This is a genomic window from Methylobacterium brachiatum (genome assembly GCF_900113845.1).
GTDB classification, from domain to species: Bacteria; Pseudomonadota; Alphaproteobacteria; order Rhizobiales; family Beijerinckiaceae; genus Methylobacterium; species Methylobacterium brachiatum.
Genome location: NZ_FOQW01000005.1, coordinates 30,642 through 48,831 on the forward strand (window position 1 = coordinate 30,642; position 18,190 = coordinate 48,831).

General features: G+C 70.3%; 17 protein-coding genes. 9 read left to right on the forward strand and 8 right to left on the reverse strand.

All coding sequences use genetic code 11. The features are described 5' to 3' along the window. Nucleotides 1-334: 334 nt before the first annotated feature. From prmC to BMZ47_RS06325, 4 genes are all read right to left on the reverse strand, one after another. Nucleotides 335-1,240, reverse strand: a complete 906-nt coding sequence (prmC, locus tag BMZ47_RS06310) for a peptide chain release factor N(5)-glutamine methyltransferase (protein WP_091859886.1) — start codon at nt 1,238-1,240, stop codon at nt 335-337. Between the two features lie 8 nt (nt 1,241-1,248). Further along, nucleotides 1,249-2,334, reverse strand: a complete 1,086-nt coding sequence (gene prfA / locus BMZ47_RS06315; RefSeq protein ID WP_091859889.1) for a peptide chain release factor 1 — start codon at nt 2,332-2,334, stop codon at nt 1,249-1,251. Nucleotides 2,335-2,556: 222 nt separating this feature from the next. Beyond that, a complete protein-coding gene (ptsP, locus tag BMZ47_RS06320; protein WP_007568133.1) occupies nt 2,557-4,818 on the reverse strand; it encodes a phosphoenolpyruvate--protein phosphotransferase in 2,262 nt (753 codons plus the stop codon). A 292-nt stretch (nt 4,819-5,110) separates the two neighbouring features. Further along, nucleotides 5,111-6,346 (reverse strand): aspartate kinase, encoded by a 1,236-nt coding sequence (locus BMZ47_RS06325; protein WP_007568135.1) that lies wholly within the window; start codon nt 6,344-6,346, stop codon nt 5,111-5,113. Nucleotides 6,347-6,607: 261 nt separating this feature from the next. On the opposite strand from BMZ47_RS06325, the gene ubiG reads away from it, so the two are divergent. The 6 genes from ubiG (at nt 6,608) to BMZ47_RS06355 (ending at nt 10,776) form a co-directional block, all read left to right on the forward strand. Then, nucleotides 6,608-7,369, forward strand: a complete 762-nt coding sequence (gene ubiG / locus BMZ47_RS06330; RefSeq protein ID WP_091859892.1) for a bifunctional 2-polyprenyl-6-hydroxyphenol methylase/3-demethylubiquinol 3-O-methyltransferase UbiG — start codon at nt 6,608-6,610, stop codon at nt 7,367-7,369. A 46-nt stretch (nt 7,370-7,415) separates the two neighbouring features. After that, complete coding sequence (locus tag BMZ47_RS06335; RefSeq protein ID WP_091859895.1) at nt 7,416-7,988, forward strand: YbhB/YbcL family Raf kinase inhibitor-like protein; 573 nt, start codon at nt 7,416-7,418, stop codon at nt 7,986-7,988. A gap of 138 nt (nt 7,989-8,126) precedes the next feature. Further along, nucleotides 8,127-8,744 (forward strand): PAS domain-containing protein, encoded by a 618-nt coding sequence (locus tag BMZ47_RS06340; RefSeq protein WP_091859898.1) that lies wholly within the window; start codon nt 8,127-8,129, stop codon nt 8,742-8,744. A gap of 164 nt (nt 8,745-8,908) precedes the next feature. Then, nucleotides 8,909-9,034 (forward strand): type B 50S ribosomal protein L36, encoded by a 126-nt coding sequence (gene ykgO / locus BMZ47_RS06345; RefSeq protein WP_003601867.1) that lies wholly within the window; start codon nt 8,909-8,911, stop codon nt 9,032-9,034. A gap of 129 nt (nt 9,035-9,163) precedes the next feature. Continuing rightward, nucleotides 9,164-9,769, forward strand: coding sequence for a tetratricopeptide repeat protein (locus BMZ47_RS06350; RefSeq protein WP_091860506.1), 606 nt, complete (start codon nt 9,164-9,166; stop codon nt 9,767-9,769). Next, a complete protein-coding gene (locus BMZ47_RS06355; protein ID WP_091859901.1) occupies nt 9,766-10,776 on the forward strand; it encodes an alpha/beta fold hydrolase in 1,011 nt (336 codons plus the stop codon). Before BMZ47_RS06350 ends, BMZ47_RS06355 begins: the two co-directional genes overlap by 4 nt. A gap of 3 nt (nt 10,777-10,779) precedes the next feature. Here the strand turns inward: BMZ47_RS06355 and pyk are convergent, their stop codons facing one another. The 3 genes from pyk to BMZ47_RS06370 form a co-directional block, all read right to left on the reverse strand. Beyond that, entirely contained in the window at nt 10,780-12,216 is a 1,437-nt protein-coding gene (pyk, locus tag BMZ47_RS06360) for a pyruvate kinase (RefSeq protein WP_007568163.1), read from the reverse strand. 128 nt (nt 12,217-12,344) lie between these two features. Beyond that, nucleotides 12,345-12,770 carry a DUF1036 domain-containing protein gene (locus BMZ47_RS06365; RefSeq protein WP_007568165.1) on the reverse strand — a complete coding sequence of 142 codons (426 nt, stop codon included), beginning with the start codon at nt 12,768-12,770 and terminating at the stop codon, nt 12,345-12,347. A gap of 31 nt (nt 12,771-12,801) precedes the next feature. Then, nucleotides 12,802-14,121: a glycerate kinase type-2 family protein gene (locus BMZ47_RS06370; protein WP_091859904.1), complete on the reverse strand. Its 1,320-nt coding sequence runs from the start codon at nt 14,119-14,121 to the stop codon at nt 12,802-12,804. Between the two features lie 193 nt (nt 14,122-14,314). Between BMZ47_RS06370 and BMZ47_RS06375 the strand changes: the two genes are divergently transcribed. The 3 genes from BMZ47_RS06375 (at nt 14,315) to BMZ47_RS06385 (ending at nt 15,847) form a co-directional block, all read left to right on the forward strand. After that, complete coding sequence (locus tag BMZ47_RS06375; RefSeq protein WP_091859907.1) at nt 14,315-15,079, forward strand: N-formylglutamate amidohydrolase; 765 nt, start codon at nt 14,315-14,317, stop codon at nt 15,077-15,079. Nucleotides 15,080-15,140: 61 nt separating this feature from the next. Next, entirely contained in the window at nt 15,141-15,449 is a 309-nt protein-coding gene (locus tag BMZ47_RS06380; protein WP_091859910.1) for a DUF1244 domain-containing protein, read from the forward strand. Nucleotides 15,450-15,565: 116 nt separating this feature from the next. Next, on the forward strand, nt 15,566-15,847 hold the full coding sequence (locus tag BMZ47_RS06385; protein ID WP_039904239.1) for a DUF2312 domain-containing protein: 282 nt from the start codon (nt 15,566-15,568) through the stop codon (nt 15,845-15,847). A gap of 309 nt (nt 15,848-16,156) precedes the next feature. Here the strand turns inward: BMZ47_RS06385 and BMZ47_RS06390 are convergent, their stop codons facing one another. Further along, nucleotides 16,157-17,983: an alkaline phosphatase family protein gene (locus BMZ47_RS06390; RefSeq protein ID WP_091859913.1), complete on the reverse strand. Its 1,827-nt coding sequence runs from the start codon at nt 17,981-17,983 to the stop codon at nt 16,157-16,159. Between the last annotated feature and the right edge of the window lie 207 nt (nt 17,984-18,190).

Sequence of the window (18,190 nt, forward strand, 5' to 3'; positions counted from 1 at the left end):
GACGCGCTCCGGCCAAATGCACCCGGTGGAGCCGCACGTATGACCGCTCCGCGGTCCGCGCGTCTGCCTGACCATCCCTCAGCACCGCGCGCCCGGGCACAGACGCCAGAAACCAGTCGATTGTCAGGTTCGAGTGCTGTCGAACCGCCGCGCAGTCGCACGCGCGCTCAAGTCCAACGGTACGGGGGATCAGCGAACCAAGCGGCGACCAGAGATCGTCACCGACCTTACAGTCGTCCGTCTTAACGAACCGTTCGCGATCTTCAAGCGGAGTCTAGCGTTCCCAAGGAGATGCAACAAGCATTTTCTCAACGCACCGATCGTCGTTGCCGAGTTAGGCATCCGTGTGGCCGGAAGAAAGACCCGGTGAGAGGCTGAATGCCAGCACCCGGTCATGGCCCGCGAGGTCCCGGGTGAGACCGCGATCGGCGAAGCCGGCCCCGCGCGCGAGGGCGCGGACGGCATCGGCCTGGTCGTAGCCGATCTCGAACAGGAGCGTCCCACCCGGTGCCAGCAGTGCGCGCGCACGCACGCCCTCCAGGATACGCCGGTAGGCGTCGAGCCCGTCCGGGCCGCCATCGAGGGCCGCGCGGGGATCGTGCTGGCAGACGTCCCGGTCGAGATGCGCGATGAGATCCTGCACGATGTAGGGCGGGTTCGACACCACGAGGTCGAAGCCGCCCCGAAGGGCATCGCACCAATCTCCCGCCAAGAAGGCGGCCCGGCTGCCGACCCCGTTCGCCACGGCATTGTGATGCGCTACGCGCAAGGCACTGGGCGAACGGTCGAGGCCGATCCCGAATGCGTTCCGCAATTCGCTCAGCAGCGCCACCAGGATGCAGCCCGAGCCGGTGCCGAGGTCGAGGCAGCGCAGGGGCGCCGTCCGGTCCGGCACGGATGCCAGCACCGTCTCGACGAGGATCTCGGTATCGGGGCGCGGGACCAGCGTCTCGGGCGCCAGCTGGAACGGGAGGCCCCAGAACTCCCAGGCGCCGAGGATGCGCGCCACCGGCTCGCCGGCGAGCCGCCGCGCCAGGGCGGCGTCGAGGCGTCTCGCCTCGTCCGCGCCGAGGCTTTGGTCGCCGTCGAGCAGGAGGTCACGGGTTTCGAGGCCGAGAAGGCCCAGCATCAGGAAGCGCGCGTCGCCCGCGGCCTCCGCGATGCCGCCCTCGCTCAGCAGGGCCGTGCCCCGGCGCAGGGCGGCGCGACGCGACAGGCCCTGGCTGGTATCGCGCGTCACGGCGCCGCTCAGGCCATGCCCTCGGAGGCCAGCAATTCGGCCTGGTGCTCGGTGATCAGGGCGTCGACCACCTCGTCGAGCGCCGCGCCGGCCATCACCTCCTCCAGCTTGTAGAGGGTCAGGTTGATGCGGTGGTCGGTCACCCGCCCCTGCGGGAAGTTGTAGGTGCGGATCCGCTCGCTGCGATCGCCGGACCCGACCTGCGCGCGCCGGTCGGCGGCCCGGGCCGAATCCTTGGCGGTCCGCTCGGCGTCGTAGAGCCGGGCGCGCAGCAGGGCCATGGCGCGGGCCCGGTTCTTGTGCTGCGAGCGCTCCTCCTGGACGAACACCACGATGCCGGTGGGCAGATGGGTGATGCGGATCGCCGACTCGGTCTTGTTGACGTGCTGTCCGCCGGCGCCCTGGGCGCGCATCGTGTCGATCTTCAGGTCGGCGTCGTTGACGACGATATCGACCTCCTCGGCTTCCGGCAGCACCGCCACGGTGGCCGCCGAGGTATGGATACGCCCCTGCGTCTCGGTGTTGGGCACCCGCTGCACCCGGTGGGCGCCGCTCTCGAATTTCAAGCGCGCGAACACGCCCTTGCCCTTCACCTCGGCCACGACCTCGCGGAAGCCGCCGACCGTGCCCTCGCTCTCGGAGATCACCTCGACCCGCCAGCCCTTCGATTCGGCGTATTTCGCGTACATCCGGAACAGGTCGCCGGCGAACAGGGCCGCCTCGTCGCCGCCGGTGCCGGCCCGGACTTCCAGGATCGCGCTCTTCTCGTCGGCCGCGTCCTTGGGCAGCAGCATGAGCTGGAGCGCCCGGTGGGTCTCCTCGAGCCGCTCCTGAGCCTCCGGCTTCTCGTCGGCCGCCAGGGCGCGCATCTCCGGATCGGTGCCCGGCTCGTCGATCATCGCCTCGAGATCCGCCAGGTTCGCGAGCGCAGCCCGGTACGTGCGGATCGCGTCCACCACGGGATCGAGGTCCGACAGTTCCCGCGACAGCTGGATCACGGTCTCGGATTCACCCTCGCCCGTGGCGAGTTGCGCGGTGACGAATTCGTGCCGCGCCAGGATGGCGTCGAGGCGCTCGGTGGGAAAGGGGATCATCGCCCGTGTTTCTGCAGGTTTTGACGTCCGACGTTCCGGGCCGGGCGGGGTCTCGTCTCAGGGGTGCGAGCGCGGGATCAGGGAGCTGACCGACGCGGCGAGACAGGTCCCCTACCCGACACCGCTTCCCTTCGAGAGCGGAGGCCGCCGCGCATCGACCGAAATCGTCGTGGCTTTGCCGTACAACCCCGGCCGAACCTTCGGCAAGGGTCGCATGACGGGTTAGATAGGTACGCCGTGGGCATGCGCGAAGGCGGTGAGCGCCGGGCGCAGGGAATCGCCGTCCTGCATCCGGGCCATCTCGGTCTCGATCAGCTCCGAGACCGCACCCGCATGGAGGCTCAGCACCATCGCCTTGACCGGGCCGATGGCGGCCGGCGACATCGACAGGCTGCGGTAGCCGAGGCCGATCAGCGCCATGGCGTCGAGCGGCCGTCCACCGATCTCGCCGCAGACCGTCACCGGGCAGCCAGCGGCATTGGCCCGTTCGGCGATCAGCCGGAACGCGCGCAGGGCCGCGACGCAGAGCGGATCGAACCGGTCGGCGACCCGGCGGTTCTCGCGGTCGACCGCGAACAGGAACTGCATCAGGTCGTTCGAGCCGACGGAGAGGAAATCGGCCTCCCGGGCGATCTCGTCGATCTGGAACAGGAGCGAGGGCACCTCGACCATCGCGCCGAGGCGGCACTCGGTGGGCAGCTGGTAGCCGTGGCGGCGCAGATAGGCCTTCTCGCGCTCGACGATGCCGCGGGCGCGCACGAACTCGTCCACGGTGGCGACCATCGGGAACATGATCTTGAGCGGGTCGCCGTCGGCGGCCTTCAGGAGCGCCCGCAACTGCATCCGCAGCAGGGCCGGCCGGTCGAGGCCGATCCGGATCGCCCGCCAGCCGAGCGCCGGGTTCTCCTCCTCGAGCTTGGCCATGTAGGGGAGGATCTTGTCGCCGCCGATATCGAGGGTCCGGACCGTCACGGGCTTGCCGGCCGAGGCGACGAACACCTTGCGGTACAGCTCCTGCTGCTCCGCGGCCGACGGCATCCGCTGGGCGACCATGAATTGCAGTTCGGTGCGGAACAGGCCGACGCCCTCGGCCCCGGTCTCGTGCAGGTGGCTGAAGTCGACCAGCAGGCCGGCATTGAGCTGCAGGGCCACCCGCACCCCGTCCCGGGTCTGAGCCGGCACGTCGCGCAGCGCCCGGTACTGCTCCTGCCGACGGGCGCGCAGCCGCACCATCTCGGCATAGGCGGCCTCGACCTCCGGGCCCGGCCGGACATGGACCTCGCCGGCCACACCGTCGACGATGATGGCGTCGCCCGCGTCGCACAGGGCCGAGGCGTTCTCGACCTCGCCCACCGCCGGGATGCCGAGCGCCCGGGCGACGATGGCGACGTGGCTGGTCGGCCCGCCCTCCTCCAGCACGATGCCGCGCAGGGTCGAGGAATCGTAATCGAGCAGGGCCGCCGGGCCCATGGTGCGCGCCACCAGGATGGCGTTCTCGGGCAGGACCACGATCCCGGCCGCCTCCGGGCCGATCAGGGCCCGCAGCAACCGGTTGGCGAGGTCGTCGAGATCGTGCAGGCGCTCGCGCAGATACGGGTCCGACTGGCGCATCATCCGGGCGCGATTGTCCGATTGCACCCGCTCGACCGCGGCCTCGGCGGTCAGGCCCGAGGCCACCGCCTCGCGCATGCGCCGGAGCCAGCCCTTGTCGTGGGCGAACATCCGGACGGTCTCCAGCACCTCGCGCGATTCGGCGGTGCCGATCCGGTCGCCGCGCTCCACGAGCGCGTCGATGGCCGAGCGGACCTCCTCGATCGCCGCGTCGAGCCGCGCGACCTCGCGCTCGACATTCTCGGCGATCAGCGTCTTCACCACGACGCGAGGCTCGTGGAGCACCACGTGCCCGAGGCCGATCCCGTCGGCGAGCGCGATGCCGCGCGCGACCACCGGTCGGCGGGCGGCGGTGCCGGCATCCGGGGCCAGGCCCTCCAGCTCGCCGGAGGCGATCATCTCCGAGAGCACCATCGCGGTGGTCTGGAGCGCCTCGATCTCCTCCTCGGAATAGACCCGGTAGGTCTTGTTCTGGACCGTGAGCACGCCGAGCGTGTTGCCGGCCCGCAGCAGCGGCACGCCCAGGAAGGCGTGGTAGGCCTCTTCCCCGGTCTCCGGCCGGTACGAGAAGGCCGGGTGGTTCTGGGCGTCCGAGAGGGAGAGCGGCTCGGCGGTGCGCGCGATCAGGCCGACGAGGCCCTCGTCGGCGTGCATCCGCGTCAGGTGCACCGCCTCACGGTTGAGGCCTTCGGTGGCAAACAATTCGAGGGTGTTGTCGTCCCGCAGGACGTAGACCGAGCAGACCTCGGCGACCACGTTGGCGGCGATCAGGACGACGATGCGGTCGAGGCGCGCCTGGGGGCTGACCGGCTCCGCCATCGCTTCGCGGAGGCGGCGCAGCAGCAGGCGCGGGCCTCCGGGCGCAGCGGGCATCGGTTCGTCGTTCCAACGTGGCGAGTGGCCTTGGCGTCGACCACCCTGCAACCTTGGCGCCACCATCGAAACGGAAGGCGCCCGATGGACCGTGCCGCATGCCCCAGAGCACCTCTGGGATCGGCGGACCGGCCCGTGACTGTTCTAGTTCAAGACACCCGATCCGCTCCTGGATCCCGCCCGATCGGACACGATTCCAGGCTTTAGTCCAAGTCCTTGTTTCAGCGCGCGCCCGTCACCGAACCAGCATCCGTTCCGGCCCCAGGGCGCGCTAATCTAGACCCTCTCAGGCTCAGGCCTGATCCAGGCCGTATAGCGAGTGAAGCGTGCGCACGGCAAGCTCCGTATAGGCCGCGTCGATCAGCACGGAGAACTTGATCTCCGAGGTGGTGATCGCGCGGATGTTGATGCCCTTCTCGGCCAGAGCCCGGAACGCCTTGGCGGCGACGCCGGCATGGCTGCGCATCCCGACGCCGATCGCCGAGACCTTGACCACGTCGGTCGCGCCCTCGATCTGCGCATAGCCGATCTGCGGGCTGGCCTGGTCGAGGATCGCGCGGGTGCGCTCGTACTCGGCGGCCGGGACCGTGAAGGTCATGTCGGTGGTCGACTGGTCGCCCGACACGGTCTGGATGATCATGTCGACGTTGATGTTCGCGTCGGCGAGCGGCCCGAAGATGGCGGCGGCCACGCCGGGGCTGTCCTTGACCCGGCGCAGGGTGATCTGCGCCTCGTCCCGGGAGAACGCGATCCCGGTGATGATCTGCTGTTCCACGATGTCGTCCTCGTCGCAGATGAGGGTGCCAGGGCGCGCGGCGTCCGGCGGATCGAAGGAGGACCGGACCGTGGTCGGCACCCGGTGGACCATGGCGAGTTCCACCGAGCGGACCTGCAGCACCTTGGCGCCGAGCGACGCCATCTCCAGCATTTCCTCGAAGGTGACGCGCTCCATGCGCCGGGCCTTCGGCACGATCCGCGGATCGGTGGTGTAGACCCCGTCCACGTCCGTGTAGATGTCGCAGCGCTCGGCCTGGATCGCGGCCGCCACGGCCACCGCCGAGGTGTCCGAGCCGCCGCGCCCGAGGGTGGTCACCCGGCCGGTCTCGGCATGGATGCCCTGGAAGCCGGCGATCACCGCGACCTCGCCCTTGGCGAAGCCCGCCTCGAGGTTCTTCGGGTCGATCTCGGCGATGCGGGCCGAGCCATGCGCGTCCGAGGTGACAACGGGGATCTGCCAGCCCTGCCAGGAGCGGGCCTTGAGGCCGTCCTTCTGCAGGGCGACCGCCAGCAGGCCGGCGGTGACCAGCTCGCCCGAGGCCACGACGGCGTCGTACTCGCGCGGGTCGTAGAGCGGGTTGGCGTCCTTGACCCAGTCGACCAGCTCGTTGGTCTTGCCGGACATGGCCGACACGATCACGGCCACGTCGTAGCCGGCCGCGACCTCGCGGGCGACGTGGCGGGCCACGTTGCGGATGCGGTCGACATTGGCGACGGACGTGCCGCCGAATTTCATCACCAGACGGGGCATGTTGGTTCTTCGCGGGTTCCCGACGTCTGGGAGAGGGACCGCCCTGGCGGGCCCCGGACAGTGCCCGGCGGGTACAAGCGGCTCGTTGAGGTGTCAACAACCGCTCGGGCATGGCTCCGGCGTCGCGGCGACGGCCCTAGGTCAGGCGTGCTATGGCGACCCCGACAGGTCCCGCCGATAGCCCCGATCCGGATCGCGCGTCGAGCGCCCGGCGCTCGGGCATCGCCCGGACACGGCCGGCATCTTCTGGACGGAACGCGCATGGACAGGGCAGCCACGAACCCCGGGACGGACGGATTCGTCGATCGCGGCGAGGTCGCGCGCTTCGACGCCCTCGCCGCCACCTGGTGGGACGAGGCGGGCCCGATGCGGGTGCTGCACCGCTTCAACCCGGTGCGGCTGGCCTATATCCGCGACGCGCTGTGCCGGCGCTTCGGCCGGGATCCGCAGACGCCCTTTCCGCTGGACGGTCTGACGATCTGCGATGTCGGCTGCGGCGGCGGGGTGCTGTCCGAGCCCCTCGCCCGCCTCGGCGCTCAGGTCACCGGCCTCGATCCAGCCGAGCAGAACATCGCGGTGGCGCGCGCCCACGCCGAGTCCGCCGGCGTGCCGGTGGATTACCGCGGCGAGACCATCGAGGCCGTGGTCGCCGCCGGCCAGACCTTCGACGCGGTGCTGATCATGGAGGTGATCGAGCACGTCGCGGACATGCCCGCCTTCGTGCGCACTGCCTGCGCGGCGGTGAAGCCCGGGGGCATGCTGTTCGGCGCGACCCTCAACCGGACGATGCGCTCCTTCGCGATGGCCATCGTCGGCGCCGAATACGTCCTCGGCTGGCTGCCCCGGGGGACGCACGATTGGGAGAAGTTCGTGACGCCGGAGGAATTCAGCCGCGCGATCCGGGCGGGCGGCCTCGACGTCACCGATACGATCGGCGTCGCCTATAACCCGCTCACCGACGGCTGGCGCATTAACCGGGACAAGGCGGTGAACTACATGGTCGCGGCCGAGCGTCGGGCCTGAACCGGAGGCTCCTTTCCCGGTTGAGACCGCAGCGGAGACCCGAACCATGCTCGAGAAGATCCCCACCGCGGTGGGCGCGGCGCTGTCCGGCCTCAAGGCCGGCATAGAGAAGACCGCCTATTACGCGGCCTTCGCCGACATTCAAGAGACGCTGCGGTTGACGAGCCCCGCCTTCGCGGATGGCGCCGACATCCCGGCGCGCTTCACCGCGGACGGGCCCGGGACCTCGCCACCGCTCGCCTGGGAGGGATTGCCGGCCGGGGCCTCGTCCCTGGTGCTCCTGGTCGAGGATGCCGGCAGCCCGACGCCGCAACCGCTCGTTCACCTGATCGTGTGGAACCTGTCGATCTCCGCCGGAAGCCTCGCGGAAGGAGCGTTGCCGAGCCCGGATCAGCGGTCCAGCCCGCTCAGCCTCGGCCAAAACAGCTTCCTGCGATCCGAATGGCTCCCGCCCGATCCGCCCAGCGGCCACGGCAACCACGCCTACGTCTTCCAGCTGTACGCGCTTCGCGACGCTCTCGACCTTCCCGAAAGCCCCGGCCGCTCCGCCCTGCTGGACGCGATGCGCGGCCACGTGCTCGGCAAGGGACGGCTGATCGGCACCTACGCGCGGGTCTGAGGCCGGGTATCGCGGCGCTTGGATTTGCCGGCGGCCAAAAGCCGTTCGCGTTGTACGGCCGAGCGCCGCGCGTTACTGTGTCGACAAAATATCGCCTCGGCGATCAGAGACTTTCCTTCCGTTCTGGAGACGAGATCCGTGGGCGTCGATGCGTCGCCGAAGCGGCGGGACAGCGAGATCATCGCGCGCGCGCTCGCCGCGTCGAATGTCGGGACGTGGGAGTGGCGGATCGCCGACGACGTCGTGCGCTGCGATTCCGTCGCCGCCACGATGCTGGGCATTCCCCGGGCGGCGACCGGGCGGGGCACGACCTACGCCATGTTCTTCGAACGGATCCATCCGCAGGACCGGCCGCGCATCGCCGCGATTGTCGGCGACCTGCAGCGGCATGGCGGCCTGTACATCGCACAGTACCGCGCCGTGATCGCGCCCGACGACGTGCGCTGGGTTCTGGCGCGCGGACGCTTCGTCATGGGCCCGGACGGGATCGTGAGCGAGGCCCGCGGCATCGTCATCGACGTGACCGAGAGCAGCCGGGACGGTTTCCTCGACCCGGCCACCTTCTGCGCGATCGACGCCCCGGGCGGCGGGATCGACCGGGTTGCCGAGCTGGCGCTGGCGTTGTTCACCGTGGCCGAAAGCCTGGCGATCGACGATTTCGAGCGGCTGAAGCCGCTGATCGACGCGCTGCTGCATGAGATCGGCCGGCAGCTGGTCGTCACCGCCGCGGTGCCGGCCTCCGACAGCGTCCATTGAGCCGCCGCGCCTGCGACGCCTTGCCTTGCGGTGGCGAATCCTGATATGGCGGCGCCATCCCGCGATGCGTGTGCCGTGATCGCTGGACGCGACCTCGCGTCCTGCCTCGCGACCACGTTCCCGATCCCCCGTGAATGGACGGCCCAACCGGGCTCGAGAGACCGATGAAGATCCGTAATTCCCTCAAGTCCCTGCGCGGCCGTCACCGCGACAACCAGCTCGTGCGCCGCAAGGGCCGGGTCTACGTGATCAACAAGACCCAGAAGCGCTTCAAGGCCCGCCAGGGCTGAAGCCTGCGCCCGGCTTCGGTCGGGTCAGTCAACGCAAAAGCAGCCGCGCCCGTCCGGGTTGCGGCTGCTTTTGCGTGCGCGGCACCGCGGCACGTTGACGAGCCCCACACCCGCGCACACTCTGGGATGATGAAGCCGACCCGTCTCCTCGCCGCCCTGGTCTGCCTGCCGGTCTTCGCGGCACCGATCGCCGCCGCGGCCCCGGATACGAGCCGGTCCGGTCGCCCGGCGCCCGAGGCGAAGCCGGCGCCGAAGACCGTGAGCCTCGACGAGCTGTTCGCGCGCCTGCGCGCCAGCGAGGATCCGGCGGAAGCAAAAGGCATCGCCAAGCTGATCGAGCGCCGCCTCGACGCCTCGGGCAGCCCGACCGCCGACCTGCTCACCGACCGCGCCCGGCAGGCCATCGCGGCCCACGACTTTCCCCTGGCAGCCGAGCTGATGGATCGGGTCACCGCCCTGGAGCCGAACTGGTCCGAGGGCTGGAACCGGCGCGCCACGGTGTTCTGGCTCCTGACTGACAAGGACGACGCCATCGCCGATTTGCGCCGCGCCCTGGTGCTGGAGCCGCGCCACTTCGAGGCCTGGGCCGCCATGGGGCGGATCTACGAATCCCTTGACGACAAGGCCCGGGCTCTGGCGGCCTTCCGCCGGGCCAAGGCGCTATATCCGAAGATGGAGAAGATCGGCGAGGCGGTCGACCGCCTTGCTCCGGAGGTTGACGGCCGCGACCTGTGAGCCGGGTGGCCGCACTTCTCATCACGATCCTCGCCCTCCCCTTCGCGATCCTGGGTCTGGTCCTCGCGCTCGGCGCGGTGGCGAGCCTCGTCATCGCCTTGCGGGCCGGTGCCGCGAATCCGCCGGCCGGGCCTTTCGTCGAGGTTGCCGGCGAACGGCTGGCGACCATCCAGGCCGGGCCGGCCGACGGCCCGCCGGTGATCCTGCTGCACGGGGCCTCGGCCAACGCCTCCGACCCGATGGAGGGTTTCGGCCGCCGTCTCGCCGAGAAGGGCTTCCGCGTCATCGCCTTCGACCGGCCGGGCTTCGGCTGGAGCGACCGCATCGCCGGGAGCGAGGCGGCCGCGCCTTCCGTCCAGGCGCGAATCATCGCCGAGGGTCTGGAGAAGCTGGGCGTCGGGCCGGCAATGGTGTTCGGCCATTCCTGGGCCGGCGCGCTGGCCCTGGCGCTCGCCCTCGACCATCCCGCGCGGGTGTCGAGCCTCGTGCTCGCGGCGCCCGTGGCGATGCCGATGCCGGCGCAGATGCTGGTGCTGCCCTGGTACTGGCGTCTCGCGCTGCAGCCGCCAGTCGCCTGGCTGCTGAGCCGCACCATCGGGCCGCCGCTCGCCCAGTCTTATCTCCCCGAGACGGCCAAACGGGTGTTCCAGCCTCAGTCCGAAGTCCCCGGCTACGCGGAAGCCGTCCGCGCCGCCCTGGTGCTGCGGCCCGGAACCTTGCTCGCCAACGTGCAGGATCTCGTCGGCCTGCCCGCCGCTCTGGCGGCGCAGAGCCCGCGCTACGGCGACCTCCGCGTCCCGACCCTGGTGATCTCGGGCGCGGCCGATCCGATCGTGCGCAGCGAGACCCAGGCGGTCCCCCTGGCGAAGGCGATTCCCGGCGCACGGCTCGTGCTGCTGCCGGGAATCGGCCACATGCTTCACTTCGTGGCGGCGGAGCGCCTGACCGACGAGATCGCCCGGTTCGCCGGAGAGCGGCGCGAGGCCGCTCCCCTCGTCAGGGAATAAACCTCACGCCTTCTCGGCGTGCTCCCGGGTGATGAAGGTCAGCCGCACGAGGTTCGTGGCCCCCGGCGTCCCGAAGGGCAAACCGGCCACCACGATCACCCGGTCGCCCACCGCGGCGAATTTTTCTCGGACCGCGAATTTGGCGGCGCGGAACGACATGTCGTCCACGTCGCTGGCATCCTTGGTGACGATCGGGTGCGTGCCCCAGGCGAGCGCCAGGCGGCGGGCGGTCTCGCGCCGGGGCGTGAGAGCGATCACCGTGGCGTTCGGGCGCTCGCGCGACAGGCGCAGGGCGGTCGAGCCGGAATTGGTCCAGGCCATGATCGCGTCGAGGTTCAGGGCGTCGACCATCTGGTGGGCGGCCGCCGCGATGGCGTCGGCGGCGGTCTCGTCCGGGGTCGCGCTCTGCGCCCGGATGATCGACCAGTAGACCGCGTCCCGCTCGACCTGCTCGGCGATGCGGTTCATCGTCTCCACGGCCCCGACCGGGAAGGCGCCCGACGCGCTCTCGGCCGAGAGCATCACCGCATCCGCGCCCTCGTAGACGGCGGTGGCCACGTCCGAGACCTCGGCGCGGGTTGGGACCGGCGCCGTGATCATCGATTCGAGCATCTGGGTCGCCACCACCACCGGCTTGCCGAAGCGGCGGGCGCTGCGGGTGATCCGCTTCTGCACGCCGGGGACCTGCTCCAGCGGCATCTCCACGCCGAGATCGCCGCGGGCGACCATCAACCCGTCCGAGATCTCGATGATCTCGTCGAGGCGGGTCAGGGCCTGCGGCTTCTCGATCTTGGCCATGACCAGGGCGCGGCCGGCGCAGACCTTCTTGACCTCGGCCACGTCCTCGGGACGCTGCACGAAGGAAACGGCGATCCAGTCGGCCCCGGCGTTGAGGCCGGCATCGAGATCGGCCCGGTCCTTCTCGGTCATCGCCGGAACTGGGATCACCGTGTGGGGCAGCGACACACCCTTGCGGTTCGAGATCTTCCCGCCGACCTCGACGCGGGTCACGGCGCGGTTCTCCGAGGTCTCGAGCACGCTGAGGCGCAGCTTGCCGTCATCGAGCAGGATCGCGTGGCCGGCCTCCAGGGCTTCCAGGATCTCCGGATGCGGCAGGTGGCACCGGCCGGCATCGCCGGGCGTCGGGTCGCCGTCGAGCACGAAGGTGGCCCCGGTTTCGATCATCACGGCGCCCTCCGCGAAGGTACCGAGCCGGAGCTTCGGCCCCTGCAGATCGACCAGGATGCCGATCGGGTGCTTGGCCTCGCGCTCGATCGCCCGGATCACCTCGACCTTCTCGGGCAGCTTCTCGCGCGGAAGGTGGCTCATGTTGAGCCGGAACACGTCCACGCCCGCCCGGAACAGGCGTTCGATCATCTCCGGCGAATCCGAGGCCGGCCCGAGGGTGGCGACGATCTTGGTGCGGCGCGAGCGTTTCAAGCGTGATCCTCCGGGTGTTCCGCCGCGTCCGCGCAGGCTCGGCCCGCGACGGCGTCGGTTCGGTTCGGTTCGTTGGGTGGCGGTGTAGGCATCCCGCCCGGGGCAGCGTCAAGGGCGCGGCGGCGCCCTCACGGTTTGGCCGGCGCGTCCGCCCGGTTGGGATCGGTGAGCTGGATGGTCCAGCTCTTCTGCTCGCCGGTGTCGACCTCGAAGAAGCCGTTCCGGTCGTAGCCGCGGGCCAGGCAATCCTCGACGCCGCGGATCGTGAACTCGGAATCGCGGGTGCACATCAGCGAGCGCCCGCTCCACTCGCCGCCGCGCGTGTAGTCGACCGCGAACACGTAGTAGAACCGCGCCGCCAGCGCGCCCTTGAGCAGGGTCTCGCAGGCCTTCGGGGCCAGATCCCACCAGCCCTCCGTGACCCAGCCCTGCGGGTCCCGGTAGCCCAGCGAGATGCCGACCTTGCTGGCGGTCTGGTTGCACAGGCGCAGGTCCGCCCTGGCGGGGCCGACGCCGAGCAGAGCGACGCCGACCCCCAGGACCACCGACAGCATGAGCGGCGACGCGGCTCCCCTCCCAAAAAATCTACCCGACGAGGATGATGCGGCAATCGTTGACATTGGTACGGGTCGGGCCGGGGTTCACGAGGTCGCCAAGGGCCGCGAAGAACGCGGTCGAGTCGTTCTGCGCCAGCATCGCGGCGGGGTCGAGGCCGGCGGCGCGGGCGCGGTCCAGGGTGGTCGGGTCGACCAGGCCGCCGGCCGGGTCGGTGGCGAGGCCGCGCCCGCCATCGGTGCCGTCGGTGTCGGCGCTGATCCCGAAAATGCCGGGCTCGCCGTCGAGGGCCACCGCCAGCGCCAGGGCGTATTCCTGGTTCGGGCCGCCATGGCCCTCGCCCCGGATGGTCACGGTCAGCTCGCCCCCCGAGATCAGCGCGACGCGCTGGCCGGCGGCCTTGTAGCGCTTGGCCTCGCTGGCATGCACGGCGGCGATTTCCCGTGCCTCGCCTTCGAGGTCGGCGCCCAGCATGATCGGCTCGTAGCCCGCCTCCCGGGCGGCCGCAGCGGTGGCCTCGAGGGCGTCGATCGGCCGGGCGATGATCCGGTACTCGGCCCGGGCGAAGGCGGGGTCGCCGGCCTTCGGGGTCTCGTTGTTCGGGTCGTTCAGCAGACGGAGCGCCGTCTCCGGCAGCGGGATGCCCCGGCGCTCGCAGATCGCCCGGGCATCCGCCAGGGTCGAGGGATCGGGCACGGTCGGGCCGGAGGCGATCACCGCCGGATCGTCGAAGGGCACGTCGGAGATCGCGAGCGTCAGGATCCGCCGGGCGTTGCGGGCCGCCATGGCGAGCCGGCCACCCTTGATCCGCGAGATGTGCTTGCGGACGGTGTTGATCTCGCCGATCGGCGCGCCGGAGCGCAGCATCGCCCGGGTGATCGCCTGCTTCTCGGCGAGGGTCAGGTCCCCGGCCGGGGCGATCCAGTTGGCCGAGCCGCCGCCCGAGAGCAGGACCAGCACCTCATCGTCGGGCCCCGCCTCGGTGGCGAGCCGCAGGGCTTCCTGGGTGGCGGCGATGCCGGCCTCGTCGGGGACCGGGTGGCCGGCCTCGACCATGTGGATGCCTGGGGCGTCCTGGCCGTAGCCGTGGCGGGCCACCGCGAGGCCGACGATCCGGTCGTCGCCGAGCCCGTGCTGCTGGCGGTAGAACCGGCTCGCCACCGCGCTCATGCTGCCCGCGGCCTTGCCGGCCGCCAGGATGATCAGGCGCCCCGGGCTCGGCGCCGGCAGGTGCGCGGGCAGGCACAGATCGGGATGGGCCGCGCGGATGCCGGCATACAGCAGGGTCTCGAGGAGCGCGCGCTGCTTGAGGATGGCGGGATCGGCGATGGGCGGGACGGTCTCGGGCATGGCGTCGGACGGGCTCCTCACTGTGATTTGCGCGTGCGATCCCCGCCCATTCATTGGTGGGCGGCGGGCCCGTTTGTTGCCGTGAGCGCACGTTCTTTGATAGGCATCGCGCCTTGTCAGGTGATCTGCCCGAGCCGCCGCCTCACGGCAAGCGCGATCGGCGCCGTCCCACAGATCCAACCCTCGGAGCCCCGTGACCCGTCCGGAGATCGAAGCGCGCCCCCCGGCCCCGCACCCGTGCGAAATCATCCCGGGCGATCCCGCCTGCGGCCTCGTGATCGCCTGCGACCACGCGTCGAACTTCGTGCCCGCGGATATCGAGCTCGGCGTGCCGGAATCCGAGTTCGGCCGCCACATCGCCTACGATATCGGCGCGGCGGCAGTGACGCGCGGGCTCGCGGCCCGGCTGAACGTGCCGGCGATCCTCACGAACTTTTCTCGCCTGATCATCGACCCGAACCGCGGCCGATCCGACCCGACCCTGGTGATGCGCCTGTCCGACGGGGCCGTGGTGCCGGGCAACGCGCGGATCGACGAGGCCGGCAAGCAGGCCCGAATCGCGCGTTTCTACGCGCCGTTCGACGCGGCGATCGACGACGCGGTGGCGGCCGCCGAGGCTGTCGGGCGCCCGCCGGTGATCCTGACCATGCACAGCTTCACGCCCTATTGGCGCGGCATCGCCCGGCCCTGGCAGGTCGGAATCCTGTACGACCGGGATGAGCGCTTCGCCCGGCCGCTGATCGCGGCGCTCGAGGCCGATCCGGCCGGGCTCACGGTCGGCGACAACCAGCCCTATGGCGGTGGCCTGCCGGGCGATACGATCGACCGCCACGCCACCGCCCGCGGCCTGCCCAACGCCCTGGTGGAGATCCGCCAGGACCTCATCGCCGGCGCGGCCGGCCAGGAGGAATGGGCCGAGCGCTTCGCCCGCATCCTGCGCCCGCTGATCGCGGCTTGATCCGGACGCGGCCGATCCCGAGATCCGTGCCGACGGCCCTCACCTGAAAGCGTTTCCCACGATGCCCGAGATCGACCCGCAGACCCAGACCGAACTCGAAGCCGCGGTGTTCCGCCGGCTCGTGTCGCATCTGCGCACCCGCACCGACGTACAGAACATCGACCTGATGAACCTGGCGGGCTTCTGCCGGAACTGCCTGTCGAACTGGCTCAAGGATGCCGCCGACGAAAAGGGCGTGCCGCTCACCAAGGACGAGAGCCGCGAGGCGGTCTACGGGATGCCCTACAGCGAGTGGAAAGCGAAGCACCAGACGGAGGCGAGTCCCGAGCAGCAGGCGGGTTTTTCGGCGTCCCAGGCCAAGGATCACTGACCGGCCGAGAGGGGCCGCGAGAATCGGCTAAGCTTCCGGTAAGTTCGGCCCGTTAACCACCGGTCTAGGGCGCAACCGCGCCGCGCATCCCGGAGAGCCCCATGAACGCCCATTCGATGCCCACCGCAGCAGCCCAGCGGCCCGGCGGCGACGTCTCGTCGGCCGAGGGCGTGGCCGCCGACGAGCTGAAGCAGTTCATCGAGCGCCTGGAGCGCCTCGAGGAGGAGAAGGCCGGCATCATGGGCGACATCAAGGAGGTGTTCGCCGAATTGAAGGGCCGCGGCTTCGACGCGAAGGCGGTGCGCACGATCATCCGGATCCGCAAGCAGGATCACAGCGAGCGCCAGGAGCAGGAGGCGATCCTCGAGCTCTACATGCAGGCCCTCGGCATGGCGTAGCCCCAGCCGCCGCCGAGCCGGATAGCCGGTCGGCGGATGGATCAAGTTGAGACTGCAAAGGGCCGTACCCCAACAGGTGCGGCCTTTTCTCGTTCGGGTCTCAGCTTGAGGGTTGCGCCGCCCTCAACCCCAAAGACTGCGCGACGGGAAATCCCGATTCGCGCCCTCATCCTGAGGTGCGAACGCTCTGAGCCTCGAAGGAGCCGTCCAGGGATCGCGCGGCAGGCTGGAGGTCTCCTTCGAGGGCTTCGCCTCGCTACGCCACCTCAGGATGAGGTGGCGGATGGCAAAGGCCAGTTGGATAAGCGTTCAATGCCCGCCCGCGGCGTGCGTCTCCTCGATGAGGCCCAGGGTCCGGCCCGGATATCCGGCGGCGTCGAAATACCGGGTCTCGCCGACCGTCTGGTAGTTCAGCACCGTCACGATGCCGGCGGCGTCCGGCTCCGAGCGGCGGATATGCTTCTGGGCCGCCGGCTTGGCGCCGTTGACCATCGCCTCGGTCAGGATGCGGCCGACCAGCTTGCCCTTGTTGGGGATGTCGAGATCCAGGATCCGGGCGATGGTCTTGCCGAGATCGGCGTTGCTCGCCGGGATGTCGCTCTGCAGGCCGCCCCGGAAGCTCGGGCCGACCGCGCCCATGACGTTGCGGGTGTCCGAGCGCGCGAAGCTGCCGTGCATGCCCTGGCCCTGCTGCAGGGTGGTGTCCGATACTTCGACGCCGCAGGTGGTGGGATCGGCGCAGCCGGTCGAGAAGCTGCGGAAGTTCACCACGATCGCCGGCATCGGGGTCAGGGCCGACCCGTCGAGGGCGATGGACGAGAGCGGCAGGGTTCCGGGGATCGCGCCGAGGGAGTCGCTGACGAACAGGCCGCTGACGTAATCCTGGCGCGACAGGGCCTCGACCACCTTGCGGGCGAGCGCCTTGTCGTTGCTCGGCACGTAGACGAGGTCCGAGCCGCCATTGGCCGCGACCACCACGTCGGGCTTGGCCGGATCGGAACCGATCAGGCCGTTGGCCCGGCTCGGGAAGACCCCGGATTCGAGTTTCGCGCCCTTCGCGTCCGGATCCAACAGGGTCATGCCGAGGTCGTGGGCGAGATCGATGGCGAGGAAGCCCGGCGGCAGCTGCTTGGCCGGCACGCCCTTGTAGGTCTGCGACGCGGCGAAGCTCGTCGCGCTCTCCTTCGAGATCGTGGAGAAGCCGTGATCCGAGGTGAGGACGATGTCCGTGGTCTCGGCCAGGCCCTGCTCGCGCAGGGCGGCCTGGAGGGCGGCGAGGTTGTCGTCGGCGTTGCGGATCGAGGCCAGGCTCGTGGGCCCGTTGATGCCGGGCACCAGCCGCCCGAGACTGTCACCCTGGTTGTGCTGCGTCCCATCGGGATCGCGCGACCAGAACACCAGCACGAACGGCTTCTGCCGGGCCTTGAACAGCGGCAGCACGGCCTTGGTCGCGACGGCGGCGAAATAGCCCTGCTGCTCGACATTGGCCGCGACCGTGCCGGGCGTCTCGGCGGTGCCGGCCTGGCCGTTCGCGCCGCGGGTCGGCGCCTGATCCGGCAGGTTGACCTCCTTGAGCCGGGCGCGGAACGCGTCGCCAAGGGGGATGCCGCCGGCCCGGCCGGTGCTGTCGTCGATGTGGATGTTGTACTGGCCGGTGCGTTCGGTGTGGTCGAAGACCAGGGACGGCCCGAGCTTGCCGATGCTGGCGGTGGAGAAGCCCTTGGCCCGGGCGGCCTTCAGGATCGTCTCCTCGTTGAGGTAGTTGCCGGCGAAATGCTCGTCGACGTCGCCGAGCACGGGGTCGCTCTCCAGGAACGGGGTCAGGCTGTCGCCGGCGCCCGGCACCGGGAAGGCCGTGTAGATCGTGTTCCCGAACTGGCCGGTATCGCCCAGCATGTGGCCGGTCGCCATCGCGGTGGCGTTCGGCATGGTGAAGGTCGGGAACATCGAGTGCGTGTTGGTGAAGCGCACGCCGGTTTTCATCAGCCGGTCCATGGTCGGCGCGGTCTGCGGGTTCACCATCCCGGCCCGGAGGCCGTCGGCCACGAATAGGATGACGTTGTGGGGCCGCGTCTCGGCACGGGCGGCGCCGGAGGCGCACAATCCGACGAGGCAGGCAACGATGACGCGACGCATGACGAATCTCCGACCGATCCGGGCAGCGGCGTGGCCGGCGAAGATTACAGCGCCATGACAGGGACCCGGCGTTTGAGCGCTGCCAGGCCTGCGGGGTTTCAGTGGTCGGACGGGCGCAAGACTGGGCGATCGGCTGAAGCCGCCCCGGAGAAGTGCGGAAATACGTACCGGGCCGAGTCTTAATCCGCCCTCGCCCGGTCCATTCAC